The organism is Mesorhizobium sp. M0119, from assembly GCF_040322615.1.
GTDB lineage: Bacteria > Pseudomonadota > Alphaproteobacteria > Rhizobiales > Rhizobiaceae > Mesorhizobium.
This window is the reverse complement of the sequence record NZ_JAMYTU010000003.1, coordinates 183722-208895: the sequence shown is the minus strand read 5'-3', so window position 1 is coordinate 208895 and position 25174 is coordinate 183722. Positions and strand designations below refer to the sequence as shown.

Below are 25174 nucleotides of genomic sequence, written 5' to 3'. Positions count from 1 at the left end.
TATGAAGGCTGGCGCATGGGTGAGCTCCCGCAGTGCGTCAGCCTTATTTGGGGTCACTGGGCGGTGTAGCCGCCATCGACCAGAAGCAAGGCCCCGGTGATGAAACTGGATGCCGGCGAGGCAAGAAAGGCGATGGCCTCTGCAACTTCGTGCGGCTGGCCGATCCGGCCGATTGGATGCGCGTTGCCAAAGCTGCGCAGCATCTCCCGGCCATTCTCCACCACACCTTCCATGATGTCGGTTTCGATCACGCCAGGGGCAACGGCGTTGCAGCGAATGCCCATGCGCCCGTATTCGATCGCGATCACCTTGGTCAGCTGTGCGACAGCCGCCTTGGAGGACGCATAGGCGGCCTGCGTCTCGAAGGCCGCGACGGCCGAGATCGACGAGACATTGACGATCGCGCCGCCACCGCCGGCGGCCATCAATTCCACTGCGGCACGGGCGGTGACGAAGCTGCCGCGCGCATTGATCTGCAGAATGCGGTCATAGTCGTCGACCGAGGTCTCAGTCAGACGCTTGTTGAGCGTGCGACCGGCATTGTTCACGACGATGTCCAGTCGTCCGAAGCGCTTCGCGGCGAGTTCGACCGAGCGTCTGGCCAGATCCTCGTCGGCGACATCGCCGACCAGGGTCGCCACATCCTCGGCTTCCAATTCGCGTACGCTGTCGCTGAGATCGGTTGCCACGATCCGGGCGCCCCGCGCCCGCAGCAGTTCCGCTGCGCAGCGACCGATGCCGCGTGCCGCGCCCGTCACAAGGGCAATCTTTCCATTCAGATTCCAGGAGGAAGGCAGTGACGTCATGGGATATCTCCTTTGTCGGCCGGCTTCGGCTTGGATCGGGCGGATCAAGCCTTCTCGCCGTTGCGACAGAGATAGAGCCATGGCATTGTCGCGATAACCCGCCGGCTGTTAACCTCCGTGGTAAGTATGGCTAACCAATGGACATCGATCTCAATGCAATTGCCGTCTTCGTTGCCGTGGCCGAGGAACGCAATTTTCGCGCTGCGGCAGACCGGCTGGGCGTGACGCGCTCAGCGGTCAGCCAGAGCATCCTCAAGCTTGAACAGCGCCTTGGCATCGCCTTGCTGCAGCGCACGACACGCAGCGTTAACCTGACCGAAGCGGGCGAGCGCCTGCTGGCGAGCGTCGCACCGGCGATCGCCGACGTGAACGCGGCAATCGAAGCCACCACGGAGTTTCTGGACCGCCCGCGCGGCCGCCTGCGGATCGCAGTTTCGTCGATCGCAGAGGCCTTTCTGTCAGGACCGTTGCTGGCGTCCTTTGCAGAAAGGGTTCCCGAGGTGCATTTGGATATTGTGGTCACCGACGAGGAATTCGACATCGTTGCCGAAGGCTATGATGCGGGAGTGAGGCTCGGCGAAGTGATCGAGCAGGACATGATTGCCGTGCCGGTATCGGGCGATCAGCGACAGATGGCCGTCTGCGGCCCGCGCTATCTCGAAAAGTTCGGAGCACCCGCCCATCCGCGCGAGCTTGTGGCTCATCGCTGTATCGGCTGGCGGCCGGCGCCGGGAGTTTCGCCCTATCGGTGGGAGTTTGGCGAGGACGGGCGCGAGTTCGACGTGGCGGTTGCGCCCGAGATCACGACCAACGACATGTGGCTGATGATCCGGCTGGCCGTTGCAGGCGCCGGGATCACGTTCGGCATGGCGGACACATTCCGCCCCTGGATCGACCGCGGCGAGCTTGTGCCAATCCTCGACGGCTATTTTCCGCCGTTTGCGGGCTTCTATCTTTATTTTCCCAGCCGACGGAATATCGCGCCGAAGCTGAGAGCCCTCGTGGATCACCTGCGCGGTGCGCGTCAGGCGGGATCGCCGGTGACCGCGCCAGGGTCGTAGAGATCGCTTGGCGCTATTGGTCAGAAACCTGGCTGAAAGCTGAATGGTACCGTTGGCTGGGATCGAACCAGCGACCTCCGGATCCACAATCCGGCGCTCTAACCATCTGAGCTACAACGGCACGCTTGCCCGAGCGAGATCCAGACGGAACGTTCATCCTCCGGGACCCGCTCTGTCGTTCGGCGATGCGTCCATACGGGCTATCGGAGTTTAATTCAAGGCTTTTGGCAAAAGCAAAAGATCGCTCCGGCATCGCGTCATTTTTCGCCGGACAAAAGAAAAGGCCGGCGGGAGGAGGTGCCGGCCTTTTCCTGTTACGAGCCAGCGGGAGGAGGTGCTGGCTGGTTATCCCGGTGAGCAGAGGGAGGAGGTTCCACCCGCCGGGTATTCGCTTAAACCACTATATCGCACATCTATTTGTCTGACGAAATGCGACCTTTTGATGCATCGTCAAACTGTGTCCAAATATTAGGCGATCTTAATTTCTTTCACGGCCTTCTCGAAGGCGGTCTTGATCGGCTTCGATACGTCCTCGGCGGCCTTGGCAGCAACCGCCTGGAAGTCCTTGGCCTGCTCGACGGTCATTTCGACGCGCTTGCGCAGGAAAGCAGTCTGCAACTCGACGACTTCCGACAGCGACTTGGCGCCGATCAGGGCTTCGAAATGCGAGAAGCCGGCTTCGGCATTGGCGCGCAGGGCGGCGATGGTCTTGAGCGACAGCTCGCTGGAAACGGTTTTGGCGGTCTCGTAGGTCGACTCCAGAGCCTTCTGGGTCTCCTCGGCGCCGGTCTTCAGCTTGGCATAGGCCTCTTTCGACTGCTCGACGCCCTTTTCGGCGAAGGCGCGAATCTGGTCGGTGGCCTTGGAAGCGTCGAAGCTCGGGAATTCAACGTTTTCGATCGTGTCAGCGGTCTTGGTCCTGGACATTTTCCATCCTTTTCAGCGGCAGCGGCTTTGACGGAAAGCCGTCTCGTTCATGTATCATGGCAATATAAAGGCAAATTTTGTGCGATGCAACATGTTTGTTGCATCGCACCATAAATTATTTGTCCGTGGCGTTAACCACGCGCCTAGAGATTCCGTTGGTTGCACGCTAAGACTTGTGGACCTTGGCGCCGTCGGCTTTTATTAACAAAGCGTTAACCGCAAATTGCCCGCTCTGTGAGGGTCGCCAAGCGCATGCCGGCTGAAAACTACTCCTTCCTCGATGTCGCCGTGCTCGACGCCGTCCGCCTGCGCTTCGCCGCAGGCGACGCGATCGCCATTCTGTCGGCAGATCTCGAGCAGGTGATCTGGGCCAACGGTCCCGGCGCAGCGGTATTCGGCTATCCCGACATCGGCGCGATCATCGGCGCCTCGGCAGGATTGCCGCTGATCGCCAGGCGCCAGATCATGGCGACCAGCGGTTTTCCGCGGATCGGCCGCGACCGTGCCATCACTGTCCGGCTGGCGACCGGCCTGACCAGCCGCGCGGTCGGCTTCCTGGCCAGCTCGGTGACCATGCCGGATGGCGAGGAAGCAATCATGCTGGCGCTGCCGGCGGCGCAGACCGGCTCGCGTAGCGCGGCCGAGATCGCCGACCGCGCCATCGGTGGCTTTACGGAAGACGGCCACTACATCGCCTTTGTCGACGCCAAGGGCAATATCGACGCCGCATCGGACGGCTTTTCGGCGCTCGGCATCCGGCCTGAGACGCTGGCCGCACTTGTCGCCGACGTGGCGAACGAGAGCGACCGCATCGTCAAGCGCCTGGTTCCGGGTGGATCCAGCTCCTATCCGGCGGGCCTTGCCCGGCTGACGGACGAGCGGCACCTGCTGGTGGTGATCGACGAGGACCGGCTTGACGGCGAGCCCCCTGATGGCGAGCGCGCCGGCGGAGAAACCGAGGCAGCAGCGGCACCGAGCGGTGGCGATCTTCCCCAGCCAACGGATCAGGACAACGAGCAGCCAATCGCCAGCACCGGCGCGGCGGAGATCAACCTTGCAGCGATGGAAGGCACCTCCGCATCGGCGGAGCACGAACCTGCCGACGCGGCTGACGATCAGCAAGCGCCTGGCGAGGCGCCGGCGCAGCATGACCATTGGTACTTCAATGCCGGCGACGACGCGCAGGTCCCGCCCGGGGCAGCTGCGTCCGGCAAAGTCGAGACCAGCCCGGACGCTACGCAGGCCGGCGCGGATACTTCGCCGGAAAGCGCCGCAAAAGCCACCAAAGCCGCCTCCCCGGCCGAACACCGCGCTTCAGCGATCGATCGCACCGCCGCGCCCATGCGTTTCGTCTGGCGTACCGACGCGGAGGGCCGGTTCGGTGCCCTGTCGCCGGAATTTGCCGAGCTCGTCGGCAAGCCTGCCGCCGACGTGATCGGACGCCGCTTCGGGGATGTTTCGGCCGCCTATGGCCTCGATGCTTCTGGCGAGATTGCCGGCCTGCTCGAACGGCGCGACACTTGGTCCGGCCGCTCCGTGCTGTGGCCCGTCGCCGGCACCGATCTGAAGATACCCGTCGATCTGGCGGCGCTCCCGGTTTATAGCCGCAGCCGCGTTTTCGAAGGTTTTCGCGGTTTCGGCGTGGCCAGGAGCGGCGATGCGGTGGTCGATCCCGATGCCGTCGGCAAGGCCCTTGTCGCCGAGGAGAAACCTGCCGAGACCATCGGGCCGAAAGCCGTTGAACCTCTCCTCGAGACACCGAAACCCGCCGATCCGTTCAGGGGCGAAGTGCCGGCATTGACCATCGTGCCAAAGCCCGAGCGGCGCTTTGCCGACAAGGTGATCCGGCTGGCCGAGCACCGGCAGCCGGCCAACGACAAGGGCCTGTCGACGCTGGAACGCAGCGCGTTTCGCGAGATTGGCGAGCGTCTCAAGAAGGACAGCACCCCGGCCGAAGAACAGCCCCGCGCCGGAAGGCCGAAGCCGGTTGCGACCAAAGTCGAGGCAGCCGGCAAGGCCGACGAGCCAAAGCTGAAAGAAGCCGGCCCGACAGACAAGGGTGAGATGCCGGCACAGGGTCTGGAAAGCGGGGCTGCTGCCGCCGAACCACCCGAGGCCGATGCCGAGGACCAGAAGGATCTTGCCCGGCTCGACGGCGAGCAACCCGAGGAGGCGGCAGCAGAGGAGCAAGCCGGCGAACCCGTCACGCGCGCGGCCTCCGGATCGCTGCGCGACTATGCCGACCGCGAACCCAGCGACGAACCGCAGGAAGGCGTTGAGCCCAGCACGAACCGTCGAACGATCGTCGCCGAAGCGCCGCAGGATGGCGACGACGACAGCATGACGGCCGAAGATTTCCGTGACGCCGAGGACAGCGAGGATTGGTCCGAGGACAGCGCAGCCGCAGCCGACGTTGCCGGCCAGGTGCCGCCCATCGAGCGGCCGCAGGCACCGCCGCTCAAACTCGACGGCTTCGTGCCGTCGGCGTTTGCCGGAGAGGACAACAAGGGGCCCGATACCTCGATCCTCGGCAAGCTGCCAGTGCCAGTGCTTATCCATTCCGGCGACCAGCTGCATTACGCGAACGATGAATTCCTCGGCTTGACCGGCTATGCAACGCTCAATGCCCTGGACGAGGCCGGCGGGCTCGGCGCCCTGTTTGCCGACCCTTATGCGGACGACGGCAGTTCCGACGGCGGCAACCGCGCTCTGCGGCTGAAGACGCGCGACGGTCAGGAGTTTCCGATCGACGCGATTTTACGCTCCGTCCCCTGGGGAAACGGCAAGGCGCTGATGCTGGTCGTACGCCGTTCCGGCGACGACGAAGCAGCAGCCATTCCACATGGCGCCGCCGATGACCAAACGCAGCCGGATGTTTCCGAGCTCAAGGCACGCATTGCCGAAATGCGCACCATCATCGACACCGCCACCGACGGCGTGGTGCTGATCGGCCGTAACGGAACGATCCGTTCAATTAGCCGTCCGGCGGAAGCGCTGTTCGGCTTCGACAGCGACGAGGTGACCGGCAAGCCGTTCGTCTCGCTGTTTGCGATCGAAAGCCAGCGCGCGGCGCGTGACTATCTCGATGGGTTGTCGGAGCCCGGCGTTGCAAGCGTGATGAACGATGGCCGCGAGGTGATCGGACGCGAGGCGCAGGGGCGCTTCATTCCGCTGTTCATGACCATCGGCAGGCTGCCCAACGACAGCGGCTTCTGCGCGGTGGTGCGCGACATCACCCAGTGGAAGCGGGCCGAAGAGGACTTGACCCAGGCGCGCGCAGTCGCCGAGCGCGCCTCGTCGCAGAAGACCGATTTTCTGGCCCGCATCAGCCACGAGATCCGCACGCCGCTCAATGCCATCATCGGCTTTTCCGAGCTGATGGTGGACGAGAAATTCGGGCCGGTGGCCAATGACCGCTATCGCGACTATCTGCGCGACATCAACCGTTCGGGCAACCACGTTCTCGATCTGGTCAACGACCTGCTCGACATTTCGAAAATCGAGGCCGGCCAGCAGGAGATGGCCTACGAGGCGGTGTCGCTCAACGACACGCTGGCCGAAACCGTGGCGATGATGCAGCCGCAAGCCAACCGGGAACGCGTCATCATCCGCTCCAGCTTCGCCTCGCGGCTGCCGGAAGTGGTGGCCGATCTGCGCAGCGTGCGGCAGATCGCGCTCAACATCCTGTCGAACGCCGTCCGCTACACGCAGGCCGGCGGCCAGGTGATCGTGTCGACGGCCTACGAGATCTCCGGCGATGTCGTCATGCGCGTGCGCGACACCGGCATCGGCATGAGCCAGTCCGAGATCGAGCAGGCGCTGAAGCCGTTCAAGCAGATCAACGCGCTGAAGCGTGGCCGCGGCGACGGCACCGGTCTCGGGCTGCCGCTGACCAAGGCGATGGTCGAAGCGAACCGGGCCCGGTTCACCATCAACTCGACCCCCGGCGAGGGAACGCTGGTCGAAGTCGCCTTTCCCTCGACCCGCGTGCTCGCTGGTTAGCTATGGCTGAGCAAAGAAAAAAGGCGTCCAACAGGACGCCTTGATAAATTGGAATTGCTGTCACAACGGGGCTTGAGCGAATCAGATCCTCTCGGGGCTAAGAGGAACGGGATTTCTCCCTCAAGTTACGCACGACTATCGATGCCGGGCCTTAACAAATCCTTACTGCCACGCCGGAAAATTTACCAATGTGTACCACTCATGAAATCTAGGTAAATTCCGAAGAGATAATTTGTTAACGATACCGGAGACCTCAAAACGGCTCCCCCCTTGGACCCGGGTCAGTCGGCAAGCTGCGGCAGATTGCGGAACAGCTCGAGCGCTTCAGGATTGGCGAGCGCTTCCTTGTTCTTGATGGCGCGGCCATGCACCATGTCGCGTACCGCGAGCTCGGTGATCTTGCCCGATTTGGTGCGCGGAATATCGCTGACGGCAACGATCTTGGCCGGCACGTGGCGCGGGCTCGCCCCGGTGCGGATTTTCGCGCGGATGCGTTTTTCCAGCTCGGCATCGAGCTCAACGCCGGCCGCCAGCCGCACGAACAGCACGACGCGAACGTCATTGTCGAAATCCTGGCCGATGCATAGTGCTTCGAGGATTTCCGGCATTTGCTCGACCTGATTGTAGATCTCCGCCGTGCCGATCCTGACACCGCCCGGATTGAGCGTGGCGTCCGAACGGCCATGGATGATCAGCCCGCCATGGACGGTCCATTCGGCGAAATCGCCGTGGCACCAGACATTGTCGAAACGTTCGAAATAGGCGGCTTTGTATTTCCTGCTGTCAGGGTCGTTCCAGAAGCCGATCGGCATCGCCGGAAACGCCTTGGTGCAGACGAGCTCGCCCTTCTCCTGACGGAGCGGGCGGCCGTCATCGTCCCAGACATCGACGGCAAGACCGAGCCCGGGCCCCTGAATCTCGCCGGTCCATACCGGTTCGATCGGCACGCCGAGCACGAAGCAGGAGACGATATCGGTGCCGCCGGAAATCGAAGCCAGATGCACGTCCTTCTTGATGCCTTCATAGACGAAGCGGAAGTCTTCCGGCGATAGCGGCGAGCCGGTCGAGGAGATGGTGCGCACGCTGGAAAGATCATGCGTGCGGATCGGCTTCAGGCCGGCCTTGCGCACGGAATCGATGAATTTGGCCGAGGTGCCGAAATACGTCATCTTTTCGGCATCGGCGAAGTCGAACAGCGCATTGCCGTCCGGGTAGAACGGCGAGCCGTCATAGAGCAGCAAGGTGGCGCCCGATGCCAGGCCCGACACCAGCCAGTTCCACATCATCCAGCCGCAGGTGGTGAAATAGAAGAAGCGGTCGCCGTCGAGCAGACCGGCATGCAGCCGTTCTTCCTTGACGTGCTGGATCAGCGTTCCGCCGGCCGAATGGACAATGCATTTGGGAACGCCGGTCGTGCCCGACGAAAACAGGATGTACAGCGGATGCGAAAACGGCAGCCTTTCGTAGGCGACAGGCCTGGCGGCAAAGGGTGACAGCGCCTCCTCCAGCGCAGCCGCCTTGCCGATGGTCGCCGCGACGTCGAGCGAGGTGCCGAGATAGTCGACAATGAGGACCTTGCGGACGGTGGCGAGCTTGTCCGCCACGGCCGCGATCTTGTCGGCGACTTCGATCGCCTTGCCATTGTACCAGTAGCCGTCCGGCGCGATGAATATGACCGGCTCGATCTGGCCGAATCGGTCGAGAACCCCCTGCTCACCGAAATCTGGGGAGCAGGACGACCAGACGGCGCCGATCGAGACGGCCGCCAGCATCGCAGCAACGGTCTCCGGCATGTTGGGCATCATCGCGGCGATGCGGTCGCCCTTCTTCACCTTGAGCGACAGGAAAAGCTGCTGCAAGCGCGAGGTCAGCGCATGCAGCTCGTTCCAGGACAGCCGCCGCTCGACCTTGTCCTCGCCGCGAAAGACGATTGCGTCGCCAAGCCCGGTTTTCTTCAGGAGATTCTCGGCGAAGTTCAGCTTTGCGTCAGGGAAGAAGGTCGCGCCGGGCATCTTGTCGCCATCGACCAGCACGCGTTCGCCCTTGTCGCCGACGATGCCACAAAAGTCCCAGACCAGGCTCCAGAAGGTCTCGCGATCCTCGATCGACCAGCGATGCAGGTCGGTATAGGAGGAGAAAGCCTTGCCGGCCATGCTCGCCGCGGCGTTCATGAAGGCGGTCATCGGCGCTGCGTCGATCTGCTCTTGCGTCGGGATCCAGAGCGGTGCGTCGTCAGCCATCATTGTTCCTCCGCAGGCTGCATCGCTTATGCATATCGCGATGCAGCAGAGCAAGATTTTGTTGGACCGTGCCGGTCAGGGTGTGCGCAAATGCCATCGCCGGGCCATAAAGACTTGAAATGCGTCAGCCGTCGGTTACACCCGTCGGGCGATTTTGTCGGAATGGAAGCATACGGGGCGATATGCCATCACCTTTGATCCGACGCGGAATATGGGCGATCGGCGCAGCCGTCATTGTCATCGCGCTGGTTGTCGCAGCCTTGCCGTTGATCGCCTCGACCCGCATCGTGCGTGACCGCATCGCGTGGGAAATGAGCGCCTGGAGCGGTTTCCGGGTCACCATCGACGGCGCGCCGCGCATCGAGGTCTGGCCGAATTTCCGGGCGATCCTGAGCGACGTGACGCTGTCGCAATGGACAGAGACGGATGCGCCGCCCGTGGTCGAGGCCGAACGGGTCGAGGTCGACCTCTCGGCCATGGCGGCGCTGCGGGGCGACGTGGTGTTTTCGACGGCGCGGCTGGTGCGACCGACGATCAGGGTCCAGCGTACCGCGAGCGGGTTTTTCCTGCCTGCGATTCCTAGCGGCGGGCGCATTACGCGTTCGATCGACGCTGCCCGCGCGGTGATCAACACAAATCCCGCCAAGCCGGATCTTGGCAAGCTGCCGACAGATCCGTTCGGCGCAGTCGAGTTCAGGGACGGCCGCGTAGTGGCTGCCATCGGCGGCAAGGACCAGGAGATATTGAGCAGCCTGAGCGGCCAGGCGAACTGGGCCGCGATGAACAGCAATGCGACGCTGTCGGCGACCGGGATATGGCGCGGCGAAAGCGTTGCCATCGACGCCGCATCGCCGAACCCGCTTGTGCTGTTTGGTGGCGGCACAGCACCGGTCACGTTTTCCTTCAAGGCGGCACCGGCCAGTTTTTCGTTCGACGGCCGCGCCAGCATGTCGGAAAACGGCTATTTCGACGGCCAGGCAAAATTCGCCGCACCTTCGCTCCGACGCGTGCTCGAATGGTCGCAGGCCGGCATCGCGCCCGGTGCCGCAATCGGCTCGATCTCGGTTTCAAGCAAGATCACGGCGACGGCCGGGCGCATCAAATTCGAAAACACAGCCCTGACCCTCGACAACAATCCCGGAATGGGCGCGCTGGACTTCACCTACGGCGAGGCACTGCCGGTGATCTCCGGCACACTTGCTTTCGATACGCTCGACCTCAGATCGTTTCTCTCCGCCTTTACGCCGGTGCCATCCGCCGGCGGCACCGGTCCGGGCGAAATCGACACAAGCTTCGCCGACCGGATCAATCTCGATCTCAGGCTGTCGGCGGCGCATGCCACCGCCGGTGCCATCCAGCTTGCCGACGTCGCCGCCACCGCCCAGGTCAAGAACGGCCTTGCCGTCTTCGACATCTCGGATGCATCCGCCTTTGGCGGCAATGTCCAGAGCAGCGTCCGTTTCGACCGCAAGCCCGCCGGCACGGAAGTCGAGATCCGGCTGCTTGCTTCCGATATCGACGGCGGCGCTTTCGGCACCGCGGCCGGGATGACGCGGCTGGTGCCGATCGGCACTGGAACCGTTTCGGTCATCCTCAAGGGGCCTGGCAGAACCTGGGACTCGATTTTCGAAAACGCCAATGGCTCGCTGTCCGCGACGTTCGGCGCGGGTGCGCTGAGCCGGCTTAACCTGCCGGCGTTCCTTAAGCACACCGAACAGGGCGGATTCTTCGCGCTGGACGACGTCTCGGACGGAACGCTGCCGATCGACGGGGCCGAGCTCAAGGCGAGCATTTCGAACGGCGTGGCGCGCATCGACAAGGCCGAGGTGAATTCCGCGCAATACAAGATCTGGCTTTCCGGCATCGCATCCTATGCCGGACGCGGGCTGGCGCTGTCCGGCGGCATCGTCCAGCCGAGCCAGGCTGCCACGCAGACGAACAGCCAGGCGCCCAAGCAGTCGTCGTTCTTCGTCGGCGGCACGTGGAGCACGCCGTTCATCTCGCCGATAAGCCGCGGCGTCTCGGGAGAGTAGCGAGCCCTTCAACCTCGCTGCGCGGCCCGCTCGTCGCGCTGGCGCTGCACCTCGCGCCGTTTGTTTGCGAGCGAAGCGATGATCACGCCAACTGCGACGACCGCGATCAAGATGGTGCAGGCCGCGTTGATTTCCGGCGTCACGCCAAGGCGAACCTGGCTGTAGATCTTCATCGGCAGCGTCGTGGCGCCAGGCCCCGAGGTGAAGCTGGCAATAACCAGATCGTCGAGCGACAGCGTGAAGGCCAGCATCCAGCCGGAGACGATAGCCGGCATGATAACCGGCAGCGTGATCTGGAAGAAGGTCTTCACCGGTGGCGCACCGAGGTCCATCGCGGCCTCTTCCAGCGAACGATCGAATGTGATCAGGCGCGACTGAACCACCACCGCAACGAAGCACATGGTTAGCGTTGTGTGGGCAAGCGTCACCGTGAGAAAGCCGCGATCGAGGCCGACGGCGACGAAGAGCAGCAGCAGCGACAGGCCGGTGATGACTTCCGGCATGACCAGCGGTGCAAACACCATGCCGGAAAACAGCAGCCGGCCGCGAAAGCGCGTGTAGCGTGTCAAGGTGAGCGCCGCCAGCGTGCCGAGCACGGTCGCCACCGTGGCCGAGATGACGCCGACGCGGGCCGTCACCCAGGTGGCGTCCATCAGACCCCGATTGTGGAACAGCGAGACATACCATTTCGTCGAAAAGCCGCCCCAGACGGTGACCAGCTTCGACTCGTTGAAAGAGAACACAACGAGCAGGACGATCGGCAGGTAAAGAAAGGCAAAGCCGAGCACGATCGAAGTGATGTTGAAGCGGCTCCAGGTCGCATTCATTGGTCCTGCTCCTGGGCACGCGCCTGGGCTCGCTGGAAGAGCATGATCGGCACGATCAGCAGCAGCAGCAGGATGACGGCGACGGCGGACGACACCGGCCAGTCGCGGTTGGCGAAGAACTCGTTCCACAGCGTCCTGCCGATCATCAGCGTCTGCGAGCCGCCGAGCAGGTCGGGGATGACGAACTCGCCGACGGCAGGAATGAACACCAGGAGGCAGCCGGCGATGACGCCGGGCAGCGACAGCGGAAAGGTGATTTTCCAGAAGGCGCTGGTCGGTGGGCAGCCGAGATCCTTGGCCGCCTCGATCAGCGTATGGTCCATTTTCTCCAAGGACGAATAGAGCGGCAGCACCATGAACGGCAGATAGGAATAGACGATGCCGATGAAGATTGCCGTATAGGTGTTGAGGATGATCAGCGGCTGGCTGATGATGCCGCTGGCGAGCAGCAGCTGGTTGAGCAGGCCCTCGGGCTTGAGGATGCCGATCCAGGCGTAGACACGGATCAGGAACGAGGTCCAGAACGGCAGGATCACCAGCATCAGCAAGGTCGGGCGGATCGTCGCCGGAGCGCGCGCCATGCCATAGGCTATGGGATAGCCGACCAACAATGTCAGGACCGTCGAGACGGCGGCGACGATGACGCTCGTCACATAGGCGTTGAAGTAGAGCGCATCCTGCGTCAGCCAGGTGTAGTTGTCGAAATTCAGCGCGCCGAATTCTGAGATAAACCCGGAAATGCCACTGCGGAAATCAAGCACCGGCGTGTAGGGCGGCATGGCGATCGCCGTCTGCGACAGCGAAATCTTGAAGACGATGATGAAGGGGACGAGAAAGAAGAACAGCAGCCAGAGATAGGGCACGATGATGACGAGCCGGCTAACGAAGGCCGCTCCCAGCCTGACCAAGGCGGATTTGCCGGCAGCGCTTGCCGGAGAGCTTGTTGCGGCGGTGACAGCGGCCATGATCAGTCCCTACCGTGTCAGGACGACGCCGGCGTCGGGGCGAAAAGAGACCCAGGCGCGGTCGTTCCAGGTCAGCGGATCCTCGGTGAGGCGTGCCGCGTTCATGGTGCTCGCCCGCACGACCTGACCGTCATCCAGCCTGACGTGATAGACGGTCATGTCGCCGAGATAGGCGATGTCGTAGACCTCGCCCTCAATGGCGTTGACGGCACCGGCCGGTTTCGTGGAGGACACCTTGATCTTCTCCGGCCTGATGGCGAAGGTGACGGATGTTCCGGCGGCCGCACTGCCGGCATTTTCGGTCCGGATGGTGATGCCGTTGCCGGCATCGATGCTAGCGCTGCCAGCCTCGCCAGCCGCGATCTTGCCGTCGAACATATTCACGTTGCCGACGAAGCCGGCGACGAAGCGGGAACCCGGCGCCTCGTAGACCTCGGCCGGCGTCGCCACCTGCATCACCTCGCCCTTGTCGATGATGGCGATGCGGTCAGCCATCGTCATCGCCTCTTCCTGATCATGGGTGACGACGACGAAGGTGAGGCCGAGGTTCTGCTGCAAATCCATCAGCTCGAACTGGGTTTCCTCGCGCAGCTTCTTGTCCAGCGCACCAAGCGGCTCGTCGAGCAGCAGGACTTTCGGCCGCTTGGCGACCGAGCGGGCGAGCGCGACGCGCTGGCGCTGGCCGCCCGACAATTGGTGCGGCTTGCGCTTGGCGAACTGCTCGAGCTTGACCAGCTTCAGCATCTCGGCGACTCGCTTGTCGATATCGGCCTTGGCCATGCCTTCCTGCTTGAGGCCGAAGGCGATGTTGTTCTCGACCGTCATATGCGGAAACAAGGCGTAGGACTGGAACATCATGTTGACCGGCCGCCTGTAAGGCGGAATGCCGCGCAGATCCTGGCCATCGAGCAGGATGCGGCCGGCGGTCGGCTCCTCGAAGCCGGCGAGCATCCTGAGCAGCGTCGATTTCCCGCAGCCTGAGGCCCCGAGCAAGGCAAAGAATTCGCGTTCGAAGATGGTCAGCGATAGGTTGTTGACGGCTGTGAACTCACCGAATTTCTTGGTGACGCTGTCGAACTGGATGTATGGCTTGGCGTTCGGATCGTTCCATGGCGCGAAATCCCTGCGGATGCTGCCAAGCGATTTCATGTCCCACTCCGTCCTGCTGCTTGCCCCATAAGAAAGCGCCCCGGCAGCCGGCTGCCGGGGCCTGGTCAGATTGTTATTGGCCGGTGACGATCTTGGTCCAGGTGCGGGTGATAATGCGCTGGGTCTTGGGATCGTAAGGCGAGACGGTGTAGAGCTTCTGCAAGGTGGCAGCGTCCGGATAGATCGCCGGATCTTCCAGGATCGCCTTGTCGATGAACTGCTGCGAAGCCTTGTTGCCGTTGGCGTACAGAACGGCATTCGACGATTTGGCGATCACTTCCGGTTTCATCATGTAGTTGAGGAATTCGTGTGCCTCGGCGACGTGCGGTGCATCGGCCGGTATCGCCATCTGATCAAACCATATCTGCGCCCCTTCCTTCGGCACGGAGTAGCCGATTTCGACACCCTGCTTGGCTTCATCGGCGCGGTCGCGCGCCTGGAAGATGTCGCCCGAGAAGCCGACCGCCAGGCAGATATCGCCGTTGGCCAGGGCGTTGATGTATTCGGAAGAATGGAACTTGCGGATGTAGGGCCGGACCTTGAGCAGAGCCTCCTCGGCCTTGGCGATATCGTCGGCAGACGTGCTGTTCGGGTCAAGACCGAGATATTTCAATGCAGCCGGTATCATGTCCGCCGGCGAGTCCAGCACATGAACGCCGCAATCATTGAGCTTCTTCAGTGTGTCTGGATTGAAGAAAACATCCCAGCTGTCGATCTTGTCGGAGCCAAGTGCCGCCTGCACTTTCTTGATGTTGTAGCCAATTCCGACCGTTCCCCACATATAGTTGACCGAATATTCGTTACCGGGGTCGTATTTATTGGTCCGCTCCGAAATAACGTCCCACATGTTTGAAATGTTCGGCAGTTTCGATTTGTCGAGCTTCTGGAACACACCCGCCTGGATCTGTCGTGCAAGGAAATTGCCGCTGGGCACGACAACGTCATAGCCGCTGCCGCCGGCGAGCAGTTTCGTTTCCAGGATCTCGTTGGAATCGAAAGTGTCGTAGACCACCTTGATGCCGGTTTCCTTGGTGAAGTCGTCGATGATCGAACTGTCGATATAGTCCGACCAGTTGAAGACGTTGACGACGCGATCCTCGGCATGCGCGCCCAAGGTAAAAGCTGCCAAAAACGCCGAAGTCGCCGAAAGCCAGAGCGCTTTGCGGATCATGCTATTCTCCTTTGATGAGTGTTCCGTCGCCAGCTCGTCGCGGCGTTCGCGCGGCTGGGCATTTGCTTCAGGGTATTGGGCTTGCAGGCAGGCGACAAGCGGGAATTGCCCGCGCCATTATGGTCCGTCGACGAGCCGACAGTGAAGACTTGGCGTGGCGTTGGTGGTGTTGCGGCGCCGTCGGAAGCTTTCGCTACCGCGCGGGCAGGAAGACGACGATATTGTCCGGCCTCGATGCGGCCGGCATGGAGACTTGGCAAGATACGCCTGTCTTGTTGTTGCCGTGATCGCAGCCTGCCCGCGCGGCTGCGACGTTGTCAATGGTTCATCTCGCTTTGACGCGCGCACTGCATCAATTAGGCGAAGGCACACCGGTGACGCCCGCTCGCGCGGGCCGCGTCTGACGCTTGAATTCGAGCCCGATGTGGACGAGCAGCGCGGTGACGACGACCGCACCGCCGACGATGGTGCGCGCCGACGGCACCTCGGAATGGATGAGCCAGACCCAGATCGGGCCAAGGATCGGTTCGAACGTGCCGAGCAGCGCCGCGACAGCGGCCGGAACAAGTCGAGCTCCGGTGGCGAAGAAGGCGAGACCGAGTCCCAGATTGATCACGCCGAAGGCAAAGAGGAAGCCCATGTCATGGCTGGAGACGCCCAGCGCCGACGCCTGGGAGGCCGCAAAGGCGGCCGCCAGCATCGTGCCGAGGCAGGTCGCCGGGGTCATACGCACATGGGCAAAGCGGCGCGTGATGACGGTGGCGATCGAGAACATGACGGCGATGAGCAGCGCCAGCCCGTCGCCGATCGGCGACACGGCGCCATCGAGCGATTCCGAGACCATGATGGCGACGCCGGCAATGACGGCAGCAATTGCCAGCCAGGTCGCCACGGCCACCCGTTCGCGAAACAGCGCCCAGGCAAACAGCGCCGCCAGAAGCGGCACGCCGGCCTGCATCAGGAGGATGTTGGCGACGGTGGTATAAGCAAGCGCCACGACAAAAGAGGTCGAGGCCGTGGCGAAGCAGAACGCCACCGCAAGACCGGCCAGGCCCATGCCGCGAAACAGCTTCAGCGTGCCACGCCAGCCGTCGCGCCAGACCATGAAGCAGAGCAGGAAGGCGGCGGCCCAGACCGAGCGCCAGAACACCACCGTCCAGCTGTCGTCGGCATCGATGAAACGGGCAATGGTACCGCCGAGGCTCCACATCAGCGCCGACAGGAACACCAGCAGGAAACCGATACGCTCCTCATTTCGCGGAGGCGAAACGGCGATCTGCGGTGATGATATGTCGGTCATGACTACGACTGTCGGCGATTTCGGGGCAGCACGATGAACACGACAGAAACGTGCCTTAATCGCGTAACGCAAAGACGGAGATCGGGCGTGATCCAGCGCGGTGTTCCGTTTGGGGCACCCAGCTATCAGCAGGCGTGAGAGTTGAGCCGATGAAATCGATCTAGGAGGTTGTCTTGTTGCCGCGAATGAGGCGCCAGAGACCTGCCAAGGGAATCAGCAGGATAAGACCGAATTTTTTCAGCGCGATGAGCGCTACCACCAGAAATCCTGCCTTTGCCGCCAGTTTGCCGGCAATGAGGCCACCGATGCCAATCGCCGCGACCGTATCGACGCCTGGTCTGAAGTCCAAATATGTCTTGCCGGGCTTGAAGACAGCAAGATCAAGCACTTCATCGAGACTCTGCTTGATTTCCGGCAACTGGTCCACAGTTGCGATGTAGCTCATCACGAAAACGCCCTCCCTGCCGAGAAAGCGAACGTCGTAGTTAAGCGTGTGGACTGCATCGTTTCCGAACTGCAGTTCCTTGGCCCAGTGCAGGCGCTTGTTGACTGCGTCGTACACGGGCGGTGATGCCCAGCCGATCAGAGTGATGGGCGAATAGCCGTCCTTTACCCTTTGATCGTTGCCCGACAAGGTATCCGCCCGCATGTTGCGCAGCAGTTCATTGTAGTCGATGGATCCCGCCTCGCTGTCGTCGACGTAACCTATCTTCTCCCATCTCAGCTCTATTCCCCAATTGTTCTCGGCAATGGGGTCATTGCTGACTGGAAAGATCATGCCGAGCGATTCGGAAGCGGCGTCGGGTGGATTGCCCCAGGCTTCCGTCAGGACGGAGGCAGTATCTTTCTTGTTCAGGAAATAGAATTTGTCCTTGAGGTCCAGGTGCACGCCTTCGGCTAGGTCTATCGCGCCAGTCTTCGGATCGATCTTGTCCAGGAACGCTTTGCCGGCGTCATTATACTGTTGATAGGATTTGAAGAAGTCCGCGGACTTTTCCGCAAATGCGGGGCAGATCGAAAAGGCAAGCACCAAGCCAAGCCAAAAAAACGTCCTGCCCATCCCTGATCCCCCGATCGTCGCCCAACTCGTCTTTTGATATCTCACGGCCGATGCTGAATCAATACGATGCTGAATCAATACTTCGACGATCAATGTCCCAAGGGACAGCTTGTTATTTTCCTGCCGTGAAACCGCGTATGATCTTCTCTGGCCAGCAAGCTGCCACGGCCCTCACTGGAAATCGAAAGCCGACAGTCCCGTCACCATCTCGTCGAGGCCGAGCGGACGTGTCACGGGTGGCTCGGCGCGGGCGAGGCAGCCGATGCGTTCGCACAGCCGGCAGGCAGGGCCTATCGGCGTCGCCGGCGCAGCGGCGCTCTGTCCGGTCTTGCCGATGGCGGCCGGCCCCGGCAATGCCGCTCCATAGACGACCTCGTCGCGAAAACCGATGTCGCAGCTGAGCAGCAGCGCCGTGCGCCGCGGTCGCTCGGCAAACGAGCCTTGCGGCCCTTCGAGCGTGCGGGCCATGCAGAGAAACGCTGCGCCGTCGGGCATTTCCACTGCCTCGACCAGGATCTGGCCGGGCTGGGCGAAGACGGCATGGACCGGCAGTTTCGGACAGCCGCCGCCGAAGCGGCTTTGCGGAAAGCCGTGGCTGCCCGCCTTGCGGAACCGATTGCCGGCACTGTCGACCTCGAGCATGAAGAACGGCACGCCCGACGCACCCGGCCGTTGCAGCGTGGTCAGCCGGTTCGCCGCCTGCTCGAAGGAGACGCCGAAGCGCGACCGCAGCATGTCGATGTCATAGCGGGCACGGACCGCGGCGGCGTGAAAAGGCCGATAGGGCATCATCAGCGCGTGCGCGGCATAGCGGCCGAGCTCGAAACGTGCCAGCCGGCGGGCTTCGTCCGTGGCCAGCTTCAGCGCCTGGATCTCGGCGGCGACAGCGACGCTCATGCGGATCAGGCAGGCCTCCATAGCCACCTCGCGCAGCTGATCGAATGGCGACAGGCGCTCGGACAGGAACAGGCGTTGCGAGTGACGGTCATAGCGACGGCGCCAGTTGGGCATTGTGGCGACCGGCAGTACCTTGACGACGATGCCGAATTCACGCCGCAGCCAGGCCTTCAACGCACTGAACAGATCGTCGCCGGGATCGAGCACCGACGTGAATGCCTCGGCCTCCTCTTCGAGCGCGGTAAAATGGTTCGGCCGGCGTTCGAAAATCTCATGCACCTCGTCGATCGGCAGCCGGGCACCGGAGAGTGCGGTGGCCTTGCCCTCACGCGCGAGCAGCTCGTTGAGATCCGATAATCGCTCGGCCTGCTCGCGATAGGCGCGAAACAGCTTTATGACAGCGGCGGAAGCGTTTGGCGCCGCCTCGGCAAGCTCGATGAGTTCCTGGTCGCCCGGCAGTTCGCCGGCCAGCAACGGATCTGAAAACACTTCCTTCAAATCGGCGACCGACCCCCTCGCCTCGCCCTGCAATTCATGCGGGTCGACCTTGTAGACGGACGCCAGTCTCAAGATCAGTTGCACCGTTAGCGGCCGCTGGTTGCGCTCGATGAGATTGAGATAGGACGGCGAGATGCCGAGCCCTTCGGCCATCGCCGTCTGGGTCAGCCCCTTGGCGTTGCGGATGCGACGAATGCGCGGCCCGGCAAAGATTTTGTGGTCGGCCAATCGACTGTCCTTGACAAGAATTTACATCCGCTGATGGCATGGCGGCGTTTTACAATCATGACAAATTTACAGCTCTCATCAGTCAAACACAACACAGGTTTTCTCTTATTTCATGGGCAATTTCGGAGTTTGTCTCGCTTGCCTAGTGCCGACATGTGAATGATGTCACACATACGGCGCACATATTTCCCCTGTACGGCGTTCCGAAACCGGCATTAAGGCCAGCCTGGAGTGACCAATGACCGATTTTTACAACCTTGTCCCGTCAGCGCCGCAAGGGCGCTTCGATGGCATCGAACGCCCGTATTCGCCAGAGGACGTGAGACGGCTGCGCGGCTCGGTGCAGATTCGGCAGAGCCTCGCCGAAATGGGCGCAAACCGGCTGTGGCAGCTCATCCATGAAGAGGATTTCGTCAACGCGCTCGGTGCCATGTCGGGCAACCAGGCGATGCAGCAGGTGCGGGCCGGGCTGAAAGCGATCTATCTGTCGGGATGGCAGGTCGCCGCCGATGCCAACACCGCTTCCGCCATGTACCCGGACCAGTCGCTCTATCCCGCCAATGCCGCGCCCGAACTGGTCAAGCGCATTAACCGCACCTTACAGCGCGCCGACCAGATCGAGACTTCGGAAGGCAAGGGGCTGTCTGTCGACACCTGGTTCGCGCCGATCGTCGCCGATGCCGAAGCCGGCTTCGGCGGGCCGCTCAACGCCTTCGAGATCATGAAGGCGTTCATCGAGGCGGGTGCGGCCGGCGTCCATTACGAGGACCAGCTGGCTTCGGAAAAGAAATGCGGCCATCTCGGCGGCAAGGTGCTGATCCCGACCGCTGCACACATCCGCAACCTCAACGCGGCGCGGCTTGCCGCTGACGTCATGGGCACGCCGACGCTGGTCGTGGCGCGCACCGATGCGGAGGCGGCAAAGCTCTTGACCTCCGACATCGACGAACGCGACCGGCCCTTCGTCGATTATGGCGCCGGCCGCACGGCGGAGGGCTTCTATCATGTCAGCAACGGCATCGAGCCCTGCATCGCCCGCGCCGTCGCCTACGCGCCCTATGCGGACCTGATCTGGTGCGAGACTTCCAAGCCCGATCTGGCGCAGGCCAGGACGTTTGCCGAGGGCGTGCGCAAGCATCATCCAGGCAAGCTGCTTGCTTATAATTGCTCACCGTCTTTCAACTGGAAGAAGAATCTCGACGACGCGACGATTGCGAAGTTCCAGAAGGAACTCGGCGCCATGGGTTACAAGTTCCAGTTCATTACGCTGGCCGGTTTTCACCAGCTCAATTTCGGCATGTTCGAGCTCGCCCGCGGCTACAAGGAGCGGCAGATGGCGGCCTATTCGGAATTGCAGGAGGCTGAGTTCGCCGCGGAAGCCAATGGCTACACCGCCACCAAGCACCAGCGCGAGGTCGGCACCGGCTATTTCGACGCCGTCTCGATGGCGATCACCGGTGGCCAGTCTTCGACCACGGCCATGCATGGATCGACCGAGCACGCCCAATTCAGGCCGGCGGCGGAATAGCGGGGTAGCAGACAAACAGAGGGAACGCCCAAACGGGCATGGCAACACAACAGACATGGCAACACAGGGAGAAGACCAATGGCATCGATAAGCCGCGTCAAGGAACGGGCCGAGGAGCAGGCCACCAGCATGAATGTCGACCAGCAGGCGACCATCCGAATGCTGGCGAACGATCTGCACAGGCTCAATCAGTCGGTGATGAAGGCGGTCGAGGCCGGCGTCTCGGTCGAGCTGGTGCGCTCGGCACGGCACCATGGCGGCGACGGCAACTGGGGCGATCTGCTGATTCCGGTCATCGTCACGCAGCGGAGCCGCGACTGATGAACTCGATCGCACCGCGCCTTTTTGAACGCGTGCTATCGCACCTCGCAGGCAGCGGCTCTGCCTAATCCGGCAGAGCCGCTAATGCAACGATTTCAATGACAAGATCAGGCTGCGCAAGCGCTGCAACGCCAATAACTTCCGAGGGCGGCGGGTTGTTGTAGCTGCAGTGCTTCGGGCAGTGCACGGCAAAGAATTCGTCCAAGACGTCCAGGCGAAAATTGGGCGAGCTCAGCACGCCGCCATCGGGAAATGGCCCCTTAACAAAGAAGGTCAGCCGGATGAGATGCTCGAGCGCACTGCCAAGCTCCTCCAGATCTGATTTGATATTGGTGAGAATTGCGCGCCACTGTGCGGCCGCATCGCCGACGGCGCCGCCGCCGCTTTTGCCGATCGGATCGTAGTCCTCGGCCGTCGCGGTGTTTCCGGAAAGGTAGACAAACCCCTTTGCGCCGGTAACGACCGTACCCTTTCCCCATGGCATCAACCGGCCGTTTTTAAATTTCTTGTGAGTCACGAGTTCCATTGTCAGCTCCCGTCGCTCAAAGAGACGTGCTTAGCCAACGAGGAAGGATAGTCCAGCGAGGCGATGCGACAAGCTCGCGACAGACCCGCCTCGCCTTCATCCAACCTGCGTCAATCCGGCTACGGCTGCGAGTTGATGCGTTCGCGCTGCACAGCCAAACTTCGCTGAAGCCTGCCCAGTTGTAATGGCGACTTCTCCTTTCGAGCGGCGGCAAAGAAAAGCATTTAATTTTAATTTTAATGTTTCTCGCGATATTCTCCTGATATGCCATTTGAGCTTGACATGAGCAATGATCTCACGCCAATTACCTCTCGAGTTTCAACCCTGCATTGAAACATTGAACAACGGCCTGCCCCGCCATGTGCCCAGCGAATCGCGATATCGAGACTGCAAAACAGCTGGCTTTCGTTAGCCGGGACATGGCGACGCGGATGCTCCCGGATTTCTCGCGGGTGCTGGTGGTCGGAAAATCACCGATCAACCGCGTCGTGGTTTCAAAGATCGTGGAGCGGTCCGGCCTCAAACCGATCTCGGAAACTCCCGAAACCGCGGCAAAGGCCTTGCACGCGCTGATTCCCGGGACTGTCGTTCTCGACGGCGGCGCGGAGAACGGGGACTGCGACGCCTTGCTGTCGGGTATCGACGCACTGCGAAGGGCGTCAGGCAGATCGCTTCCGTCGGTGATCCTGCTTTCAGTCAAGACCGGCACTCCGGAGAGCCTGGGCCTGTCAAGCGTCATCGATGCAGTGGTCGTCAAGCCGATCACCACCGAACGGCTGCAGCCGGTGATCGACCGGCTGATCGCAATTAGCCGCAATTGACGCCTACCGCGATGCCTCGGCTGCAGACCTGATCAATCAGTCTCGCCAATACGCTCGATCAAGCCCGGCAGTTCACCGAGATCGGCTATCTGGCGGAAGCGTGGCGCCGAGACCGGCGGCTCGACATGTTCCAGCACCCAGGTCAGCTCATGCGGAACGTGGATGCCCCAACTGCCGGCTTCGATGGCCGGCACGACGTCCGATTTGAGCGAGTTGCCGACCATCATGCCCTTTTCCGGGCCGTCGCCGTGGCGGCTGAAGATGCGGCTATAGGTGGCCGCGCTCTTGTCGCTGACGATCTCGACGGCATCAAACAGCTCGCCCAGGCCGGATTGCGCCAGCTTGCGTTCCTGGTCGAACAGGTCGCCCTTAGTGATCAGCACCAGGCGGTAGGCGCCGGCCAGCTTTTCCACGGTTTCGCGCGCATGCGGAAGCGGCTCGATCGGATGGCTGAGCATCTCGCGGCCCGCGGCGAGAATTTCGGCGATAGTCGAGGCCGGCACCTGGCCGTTGGTGACCTCGATCGCCGTCTCGATCATCGACAGCGTGAATCCCTTGATGCCGAAGCCGTAGACCGCGAGGTTGCGCTTCTCGGCCTCCAGCAATCTTGCTGAAATCCGGTCCTCCTCGGCGTGATCGGCGAGCAGTGCGGCAAAGCGTTTCTCGGTAACGCGGAAGAACTGTTCGTTCTGCCACAGTGTGTCATCGGCGTCGAAGCCGATCGTCGTCAGTTTGCGGCTGTGTTGCATGCGGCCCATTAATTACAGCGTTGCGGGATGCCGACCCTAAACCAGGAGGCTTTTATCCGGAAGTCGTTGTGTTCCCCGGGGTTATCGAGGCGCACGCCAGCCGGCTCCCCTTCCCTTTCGTGGTCGGCAACGGCTATACTCCACAATCTGCAACAAATCTGGTGATTGATGCCGCCTGCAAAAAAGGAAGTCCGTCCGTCGAGCCGCGGAGGACGCGCCCGCACGCCTGCCTTCGTGAAAAACCAACGCGGCGTCAAGAACTGGAAGGAAGTCAGCGCCTGGCTGGAATGGCGCGGCATCGAAGATATCGAATGCATCACACCCGACCAGGCCGGGGTTGCGCGCGGCAAGATGATGCCATCGAAGAAATTTACCTCCAATACCTCGCTGGCACTGCCTTCGGCGGTGTTCATGACGACGATTTCCGGCGGCTATCCGGAGGACGGCAACGGCTTCCACTATCCGGAGGACGATGGCGACCTCAAGCTAATGCCTGACCTCTCGACGCTGACCGTGGTGCCGTGGGAGGAGGACCCTACGGCGGCGGTTATCTGCGATCTCGTCCACCAAGACGGCCGCTCGGTCGAGTTCACGCCGCGCAACGTGCTGAAGCGCGTGCTTGCCGCCTATGACAAGCGTGGGCTGAGACCGGTCGTGGCGCCCGAGATCGAGTTCTACCTGGTGCGCAAGAACCCCGATCCGGACTACCCGCTCACCCCGCCTGTCGGGCGCTCCGGGCGACCGATCGGCGGCGGTGCCGGCTATTCGATCGCCGGGGTCAACGAATTCGACGAACTGATCGACGATATCTACCATTTCTCCGAAAGCCAGGGCCTGGAGATCGACACGCTGATCCACGAGGAGGGCGCCGGCCAGCTCGAAATCAATCTGCGTCATGGCGATCCGATCGAGCTCGCCGACCAGGTGTTCATGTTCAAGCGCACCATCCGCGAAGCGGCGCTCAAGCACGAAATCTACGCCACGTTCATGGCCAAGCCGATCCAGGGGCAGCCCGGTTCGGCCATGCATATCCATCAGTCGATCATCGACAAGAAGACCGGCAAGAACGTCTTTTCGGCGGAGGACGGCTCGGAGACCGACGCCTTCTTCCACTTCATCGGCGGCATGCAGAAACATGTGCCGAACGCGCTGGTGATGTTTGCGCCGTACGTCAATTCCTACCGGCGGCTGACGCAGTCGGCCTCGGCGCCGGTCAACAACAAATGGGGCTACGACAACCGCACCACGGCCTTCCGCGTGCCCCGCTCCGACCCGGCGGCGCGGCGCGTCGAAAACCGCATCCCGTCCTCGGACGCCAATCCCTATCTGGCGATGGCGGCATCGCTCGCCTGCGGGCTGATCGGCATGACCAACAAGATCCAGGCCGAGCCGCCGGTTCTGACGACCGCCAACGAGGACCAGATCGACCTGCCGCGCAGCCTGCTCGAAGCCGTCGACCTGTTCGAGGCAGACGAGGAACTCTGCGCGCTGCTCGGCAAGTCATTTGCCGCCACCTATGCGGCGATCAAGCGAGCGGAATTCGAGACCTTCATGGAAGTGATCAGCCCGTGGGAGAGGGAGTATTTGCTGCTGAATGTGTAGTAGGGGAGTAGGGGAGTAGGGGAGTAGGGGAGTAGGAGAGTAGGAGAGTAGGAGAGTAGGAGAGTAGGGACGAATGGCTGAGCAAACGGGTTCCTACAAGGATTTGATAGTCTGGCAGCAGGCAATGGACCTTGCTGTGGCCGTTTACGGCGCGACGAAATCATGGCCCAAGGAAGAACTTTATGGACTGACCAGCCAAGTGCGGCGCGCTGCAAGCTCGGTGCCGTCGAACATTGCGGAGGGATATGGCAGAGATCCGAGGTTCCTATCAACAATTTCTCCGCATCGCTCAAGGATCATTGAAGGAACTGGAAACTCAGCTTCTGATCGCCGAGCGTACCGGCATCGCGCCGAAGGCGACCGCGGCTTCATTGTTGGCGAGTACCGAAAGCGTTGGGAAGCTTCTTCGCCTTCTAATCCGCAAACTGTCACCCGACTAGCTCCCCTACTGCCCTACTGCCCT

At 62.0% G+C, this 25174-nt stretch carries 19 protein-coding genes, 1 tRNA gene and 1 pseudogene; 8 read left to right on the top strand and 13 right to left on the bottom strand.

Features of this window, described 5'->3' with window-relative positions:
• Positions 1-53: 53 nt before the first annotated feature.
• A complete protein-coding gene (locus NKJ40_RS04655) occupies positions 54-806 on the bottom strand; it encodes an SDR family NAD(P)-dependent oxidoreductase (protein ID WP_352464997.1) in 753 nt (250 codons plus the stop codon).
• Between the two features lie 137 nt (positions 807-943).
• Here NKJ40_RS04655 and NKJ40_RS04650 point away from each other — a divergent pair, with 137 nt between their 5' ends.
• Entirely contained in the window at positions 944-1867 is a 924-nt protein-coding gene (locus tag NKJ40_RS04650; RefSeq protein WP_352464996.1) for a LysR family transcriptional regulator, read from the top strand.
• 44 nt (positions 1868-1911) lie between these two features.
• Here the strand turns inward: NKJ40_RS04650 and NKJ40_RS04645 are convergent.
• Positions 1912-1988, bottom strand: a tRNA-His gene (locus tag NKJ40_RS04645).
• Between the two features lie 347 nt (positions 1989-2335).
• The gene (locus tag NKJ40_RS04640; protein WP_352464994.1) at positions 2336-2794 is read right to left on the bottom strand and encodes a phasin; all 459 of its coding nucleotides are present in this window, start codon (positions 2792-2794) and stop codon (positions 2336-2338) included.
• Between the two features lie 252 nt (positions 2795-3046).
• Between NKJ40_RS04640 and NKJ40_RS04635 the strand changes: the two genes are divergently transcribed.
• Complete coding sequence (locus tag NKJ40_RS04635; RefSeq protein WP_352464992.1) at positions 3047-6796, top strand: PAS domain S-box protein; 3750 nt, start codon at positions 3047-3049, stop codon at positions 6794-6796.
• A gap of 281 nt (positions 6797-7077) precedes the next feature.
• On the opposite strand, the gene NKJ40_RS04630 is transcribed toward NKJ40_RS04635, so the two are convergent.
• Positions 7078-9036 carry an acetoacetate--CoA ligase gene (locus tag NKJ40_RS04630; RefSeq protein WP_352464990.1) on the bottom strand — a complete coding sequence of 653 codons (1959 nt, stop codon included), beginning with the start codon at positions 9034-9036 and terminating at the stop codon, positions 7078-7080.
• A gap of 182 nt (positions 9037-9218) precedes the next feature.
• On the opposite strand from NKJ40_RS04630, the gene NKJ40_RS04625 reads away from it, so the two are divergent.
• The gene (locus tag NKJ40_RS04625; protein WP_352464988.1) at positions 9219-11069 is read left to right on the top strand and encodes an AsmA family protein; all 1851 of its coding nucleotides are present in this window, start codon (positions 9219-9221) and stop codon (positions 11067-11069) included.
• 8 nt (positions 11070-11077) lie between these two features.
• On the opposite strand, the gene NKJ40_RS04620 is transcribed toward NKJ40_RS04625, so the two are convergent.
• The 7 genes from NKJ40_RS04620 to NKJ40_RS04590 form a co-directional block, all read right to left on the bottom strand.
• Positions 11078-11896: an ABC transporter permease gene (locus NKJ40_RS04620; RefSeq protein WP_352464986.1), complete on the bottom strand. Its 819-nt coding sequence runs from the start codon at positions 11894-11896 to the stop codon at positions 11078-11080.
• Positions 11893-12867, bottom strand: coding sequence for an ABC transporter permease subunit (locus NKJ40_RS04615; protein WP_502903690.1), 975 nt, complete (start codon positions 12865-12867; stop codon positions 11893-11895). The genes NKJ40_RS04620 and NKJ40_RS04615 overlap by 4 nt, the downstream gene beginning before the upstream one ends.
• Positions 12868-12870: 3 nt before the next feature.
• Positions 12871-14010, bottom strand: coding sequence for an ABC transporter ATP-binding protein (locus NKJ40_RS04610; RefSeq protein WP_352464982.1), 1140 nt, complete (start codon positions 14008-14010; stop codon positions 12871-12873).
• 73 nt (positions 14011-14083) lie between these two features.
• Positions 14084-15181, bottom strand: a complete 1098-nt coding sequence (locus tag NKJ40_RS04605; protein WP_352464980.1) for a polyamine ABC transporter substrate-binding protein — start codon at positions 15179-15181, stop codon at positions 14084-14086.
• Between the two features lie 352 nt (positions 15182-15533).
• Positions 15534-16481: a DMT family transporter gene (locus tag NKJ40_RS04600; RefSeq protein ID WP_352464979.1), complete on the bottom strand. Its 948-nt coding sequence runs from the start codon at positions 16479-16481 to the stop codon at positions 15534-15536.
• Between the two features lie 160 nt (positions 16482-16641).
• Positions 16642-17541, bottom strand: coding sequence for a DUF2167 domain-containing protein (locus NKJ40_RS04595; RefSeq protein ID WP_352464977.1), 900 nt, complete (start codon positions 17539-17541; stop codon positions 16642-16644).
• A 171-nt stretch (positions 17542-17712) separates the two neighbouring features.
• A complete protein-coding gene (locus tag NKJ40_RS04590; protein WP_352464975.1) occupies positions 17713-19164 on the bottom strand; it encodes a helix-turn-helix domain-containing protein in 1452 nt (483 codons plus the stop codon).
• 238 nt (positions 19165-19402) lie between these two features.
• Here NKJ40_RS04590 and aceA point away from each other — a divergent pair, with 238 nt between their 5' ends.
• Positions 19403-20692: an isocitrate lyase gene (gene aceA / locus NKJ40_RS04585; protein ID WP_352464973.1), complete on the top strand. Its 1290-nt coding sequence runs from the start codon at positions 19403-19405 to the stop codon at positions 20690-20692.
• 78 nt (positions 20693-20770) lie between these two features.
• The gene (locus NKJ40_RS04580) at positions 20771-21013 is read left to right on the top strand and encodes an SMc00767 family acetate metabolism repressor (protein WP_352464972.1); all 243 of its coding nucleotides are present in this window, start codon (positions 20771-20773) and stop codon (positions 21011-21013) included.
• 64 nt (positions 21014-21077) lie between these two features.
• Here the strand turns inward: NKJ40_RS04580 and NKJ40_RS04575 are convergent, their stop codons facing one another.
• Positions 21078-21539 (bottom strand): RidA family protein, encoded by a 462-nt coding sequence (locus NKJ40_RS04575; RefSeq protein ID WP_352464970.1) that lies wholly within the window; start codon positions 21537-21539, stop codon positions 21078-21080.
• Positions 21540-21970: 431 nt separating this feature from the next.
• Here NKJ40_RS04575 and NKJ40_RS04570 point away from each other — a divergent pair, with 431 nt between their 5' ends.
• Complete coding sequence (locus NKJ40_RS04570; protein ID WP_245274728.1) at positions 21971-22360, top strand: ANTAR domain-containing protein; 390 nt, start codon at positions 21971-21973, stop codon at positions 22358-22360.
• Positions 22361-22392: 32 nt separating this feature from the next.
• Here NKJ40_RS04570 and NKJ40_RS04565 read toward each other — a convergent pair whose 3' ends face one another.
• A complete protein-coding gene (locus NKJ40_RS04565; RefSeq protein WP_352465097.1) occupies positions 22393-23109 on the bottom strand; it encodes an HAD family hydrolase in 717 nt (238 codons plus the stop codon).
• A gap of 168 nt (positions 23110-23277) precedes the next feature.
• On the opposite strand from NKJ40_RS04565, the gene NKJ40_RS04560 reads away from it, so the two are divergent.
• Both NKJ40_RS04560 and NKJ40_RS04555 read left to right on the top strand, forming a co-directional pair.
• A complete protein-coding gene (locus NKJ40_RS04560; RefSeq protein ID WP_352464968.1) occupies positions 23278-24711 on the top strand; it encodes a glutamine synthetase family protein in 1434 nt (477 codons plus the stop codon).
• A 73-nt stretch (positions 24712-24784) separates the two neighbouring features.
• Positions 24785-25151: pseudogene (locus NKJ40_RS04555) on the top strand (four helix bundle protein).
• The last annotated feature ends 23 nt before the right edge of the window (positions 25152-25174 follow it).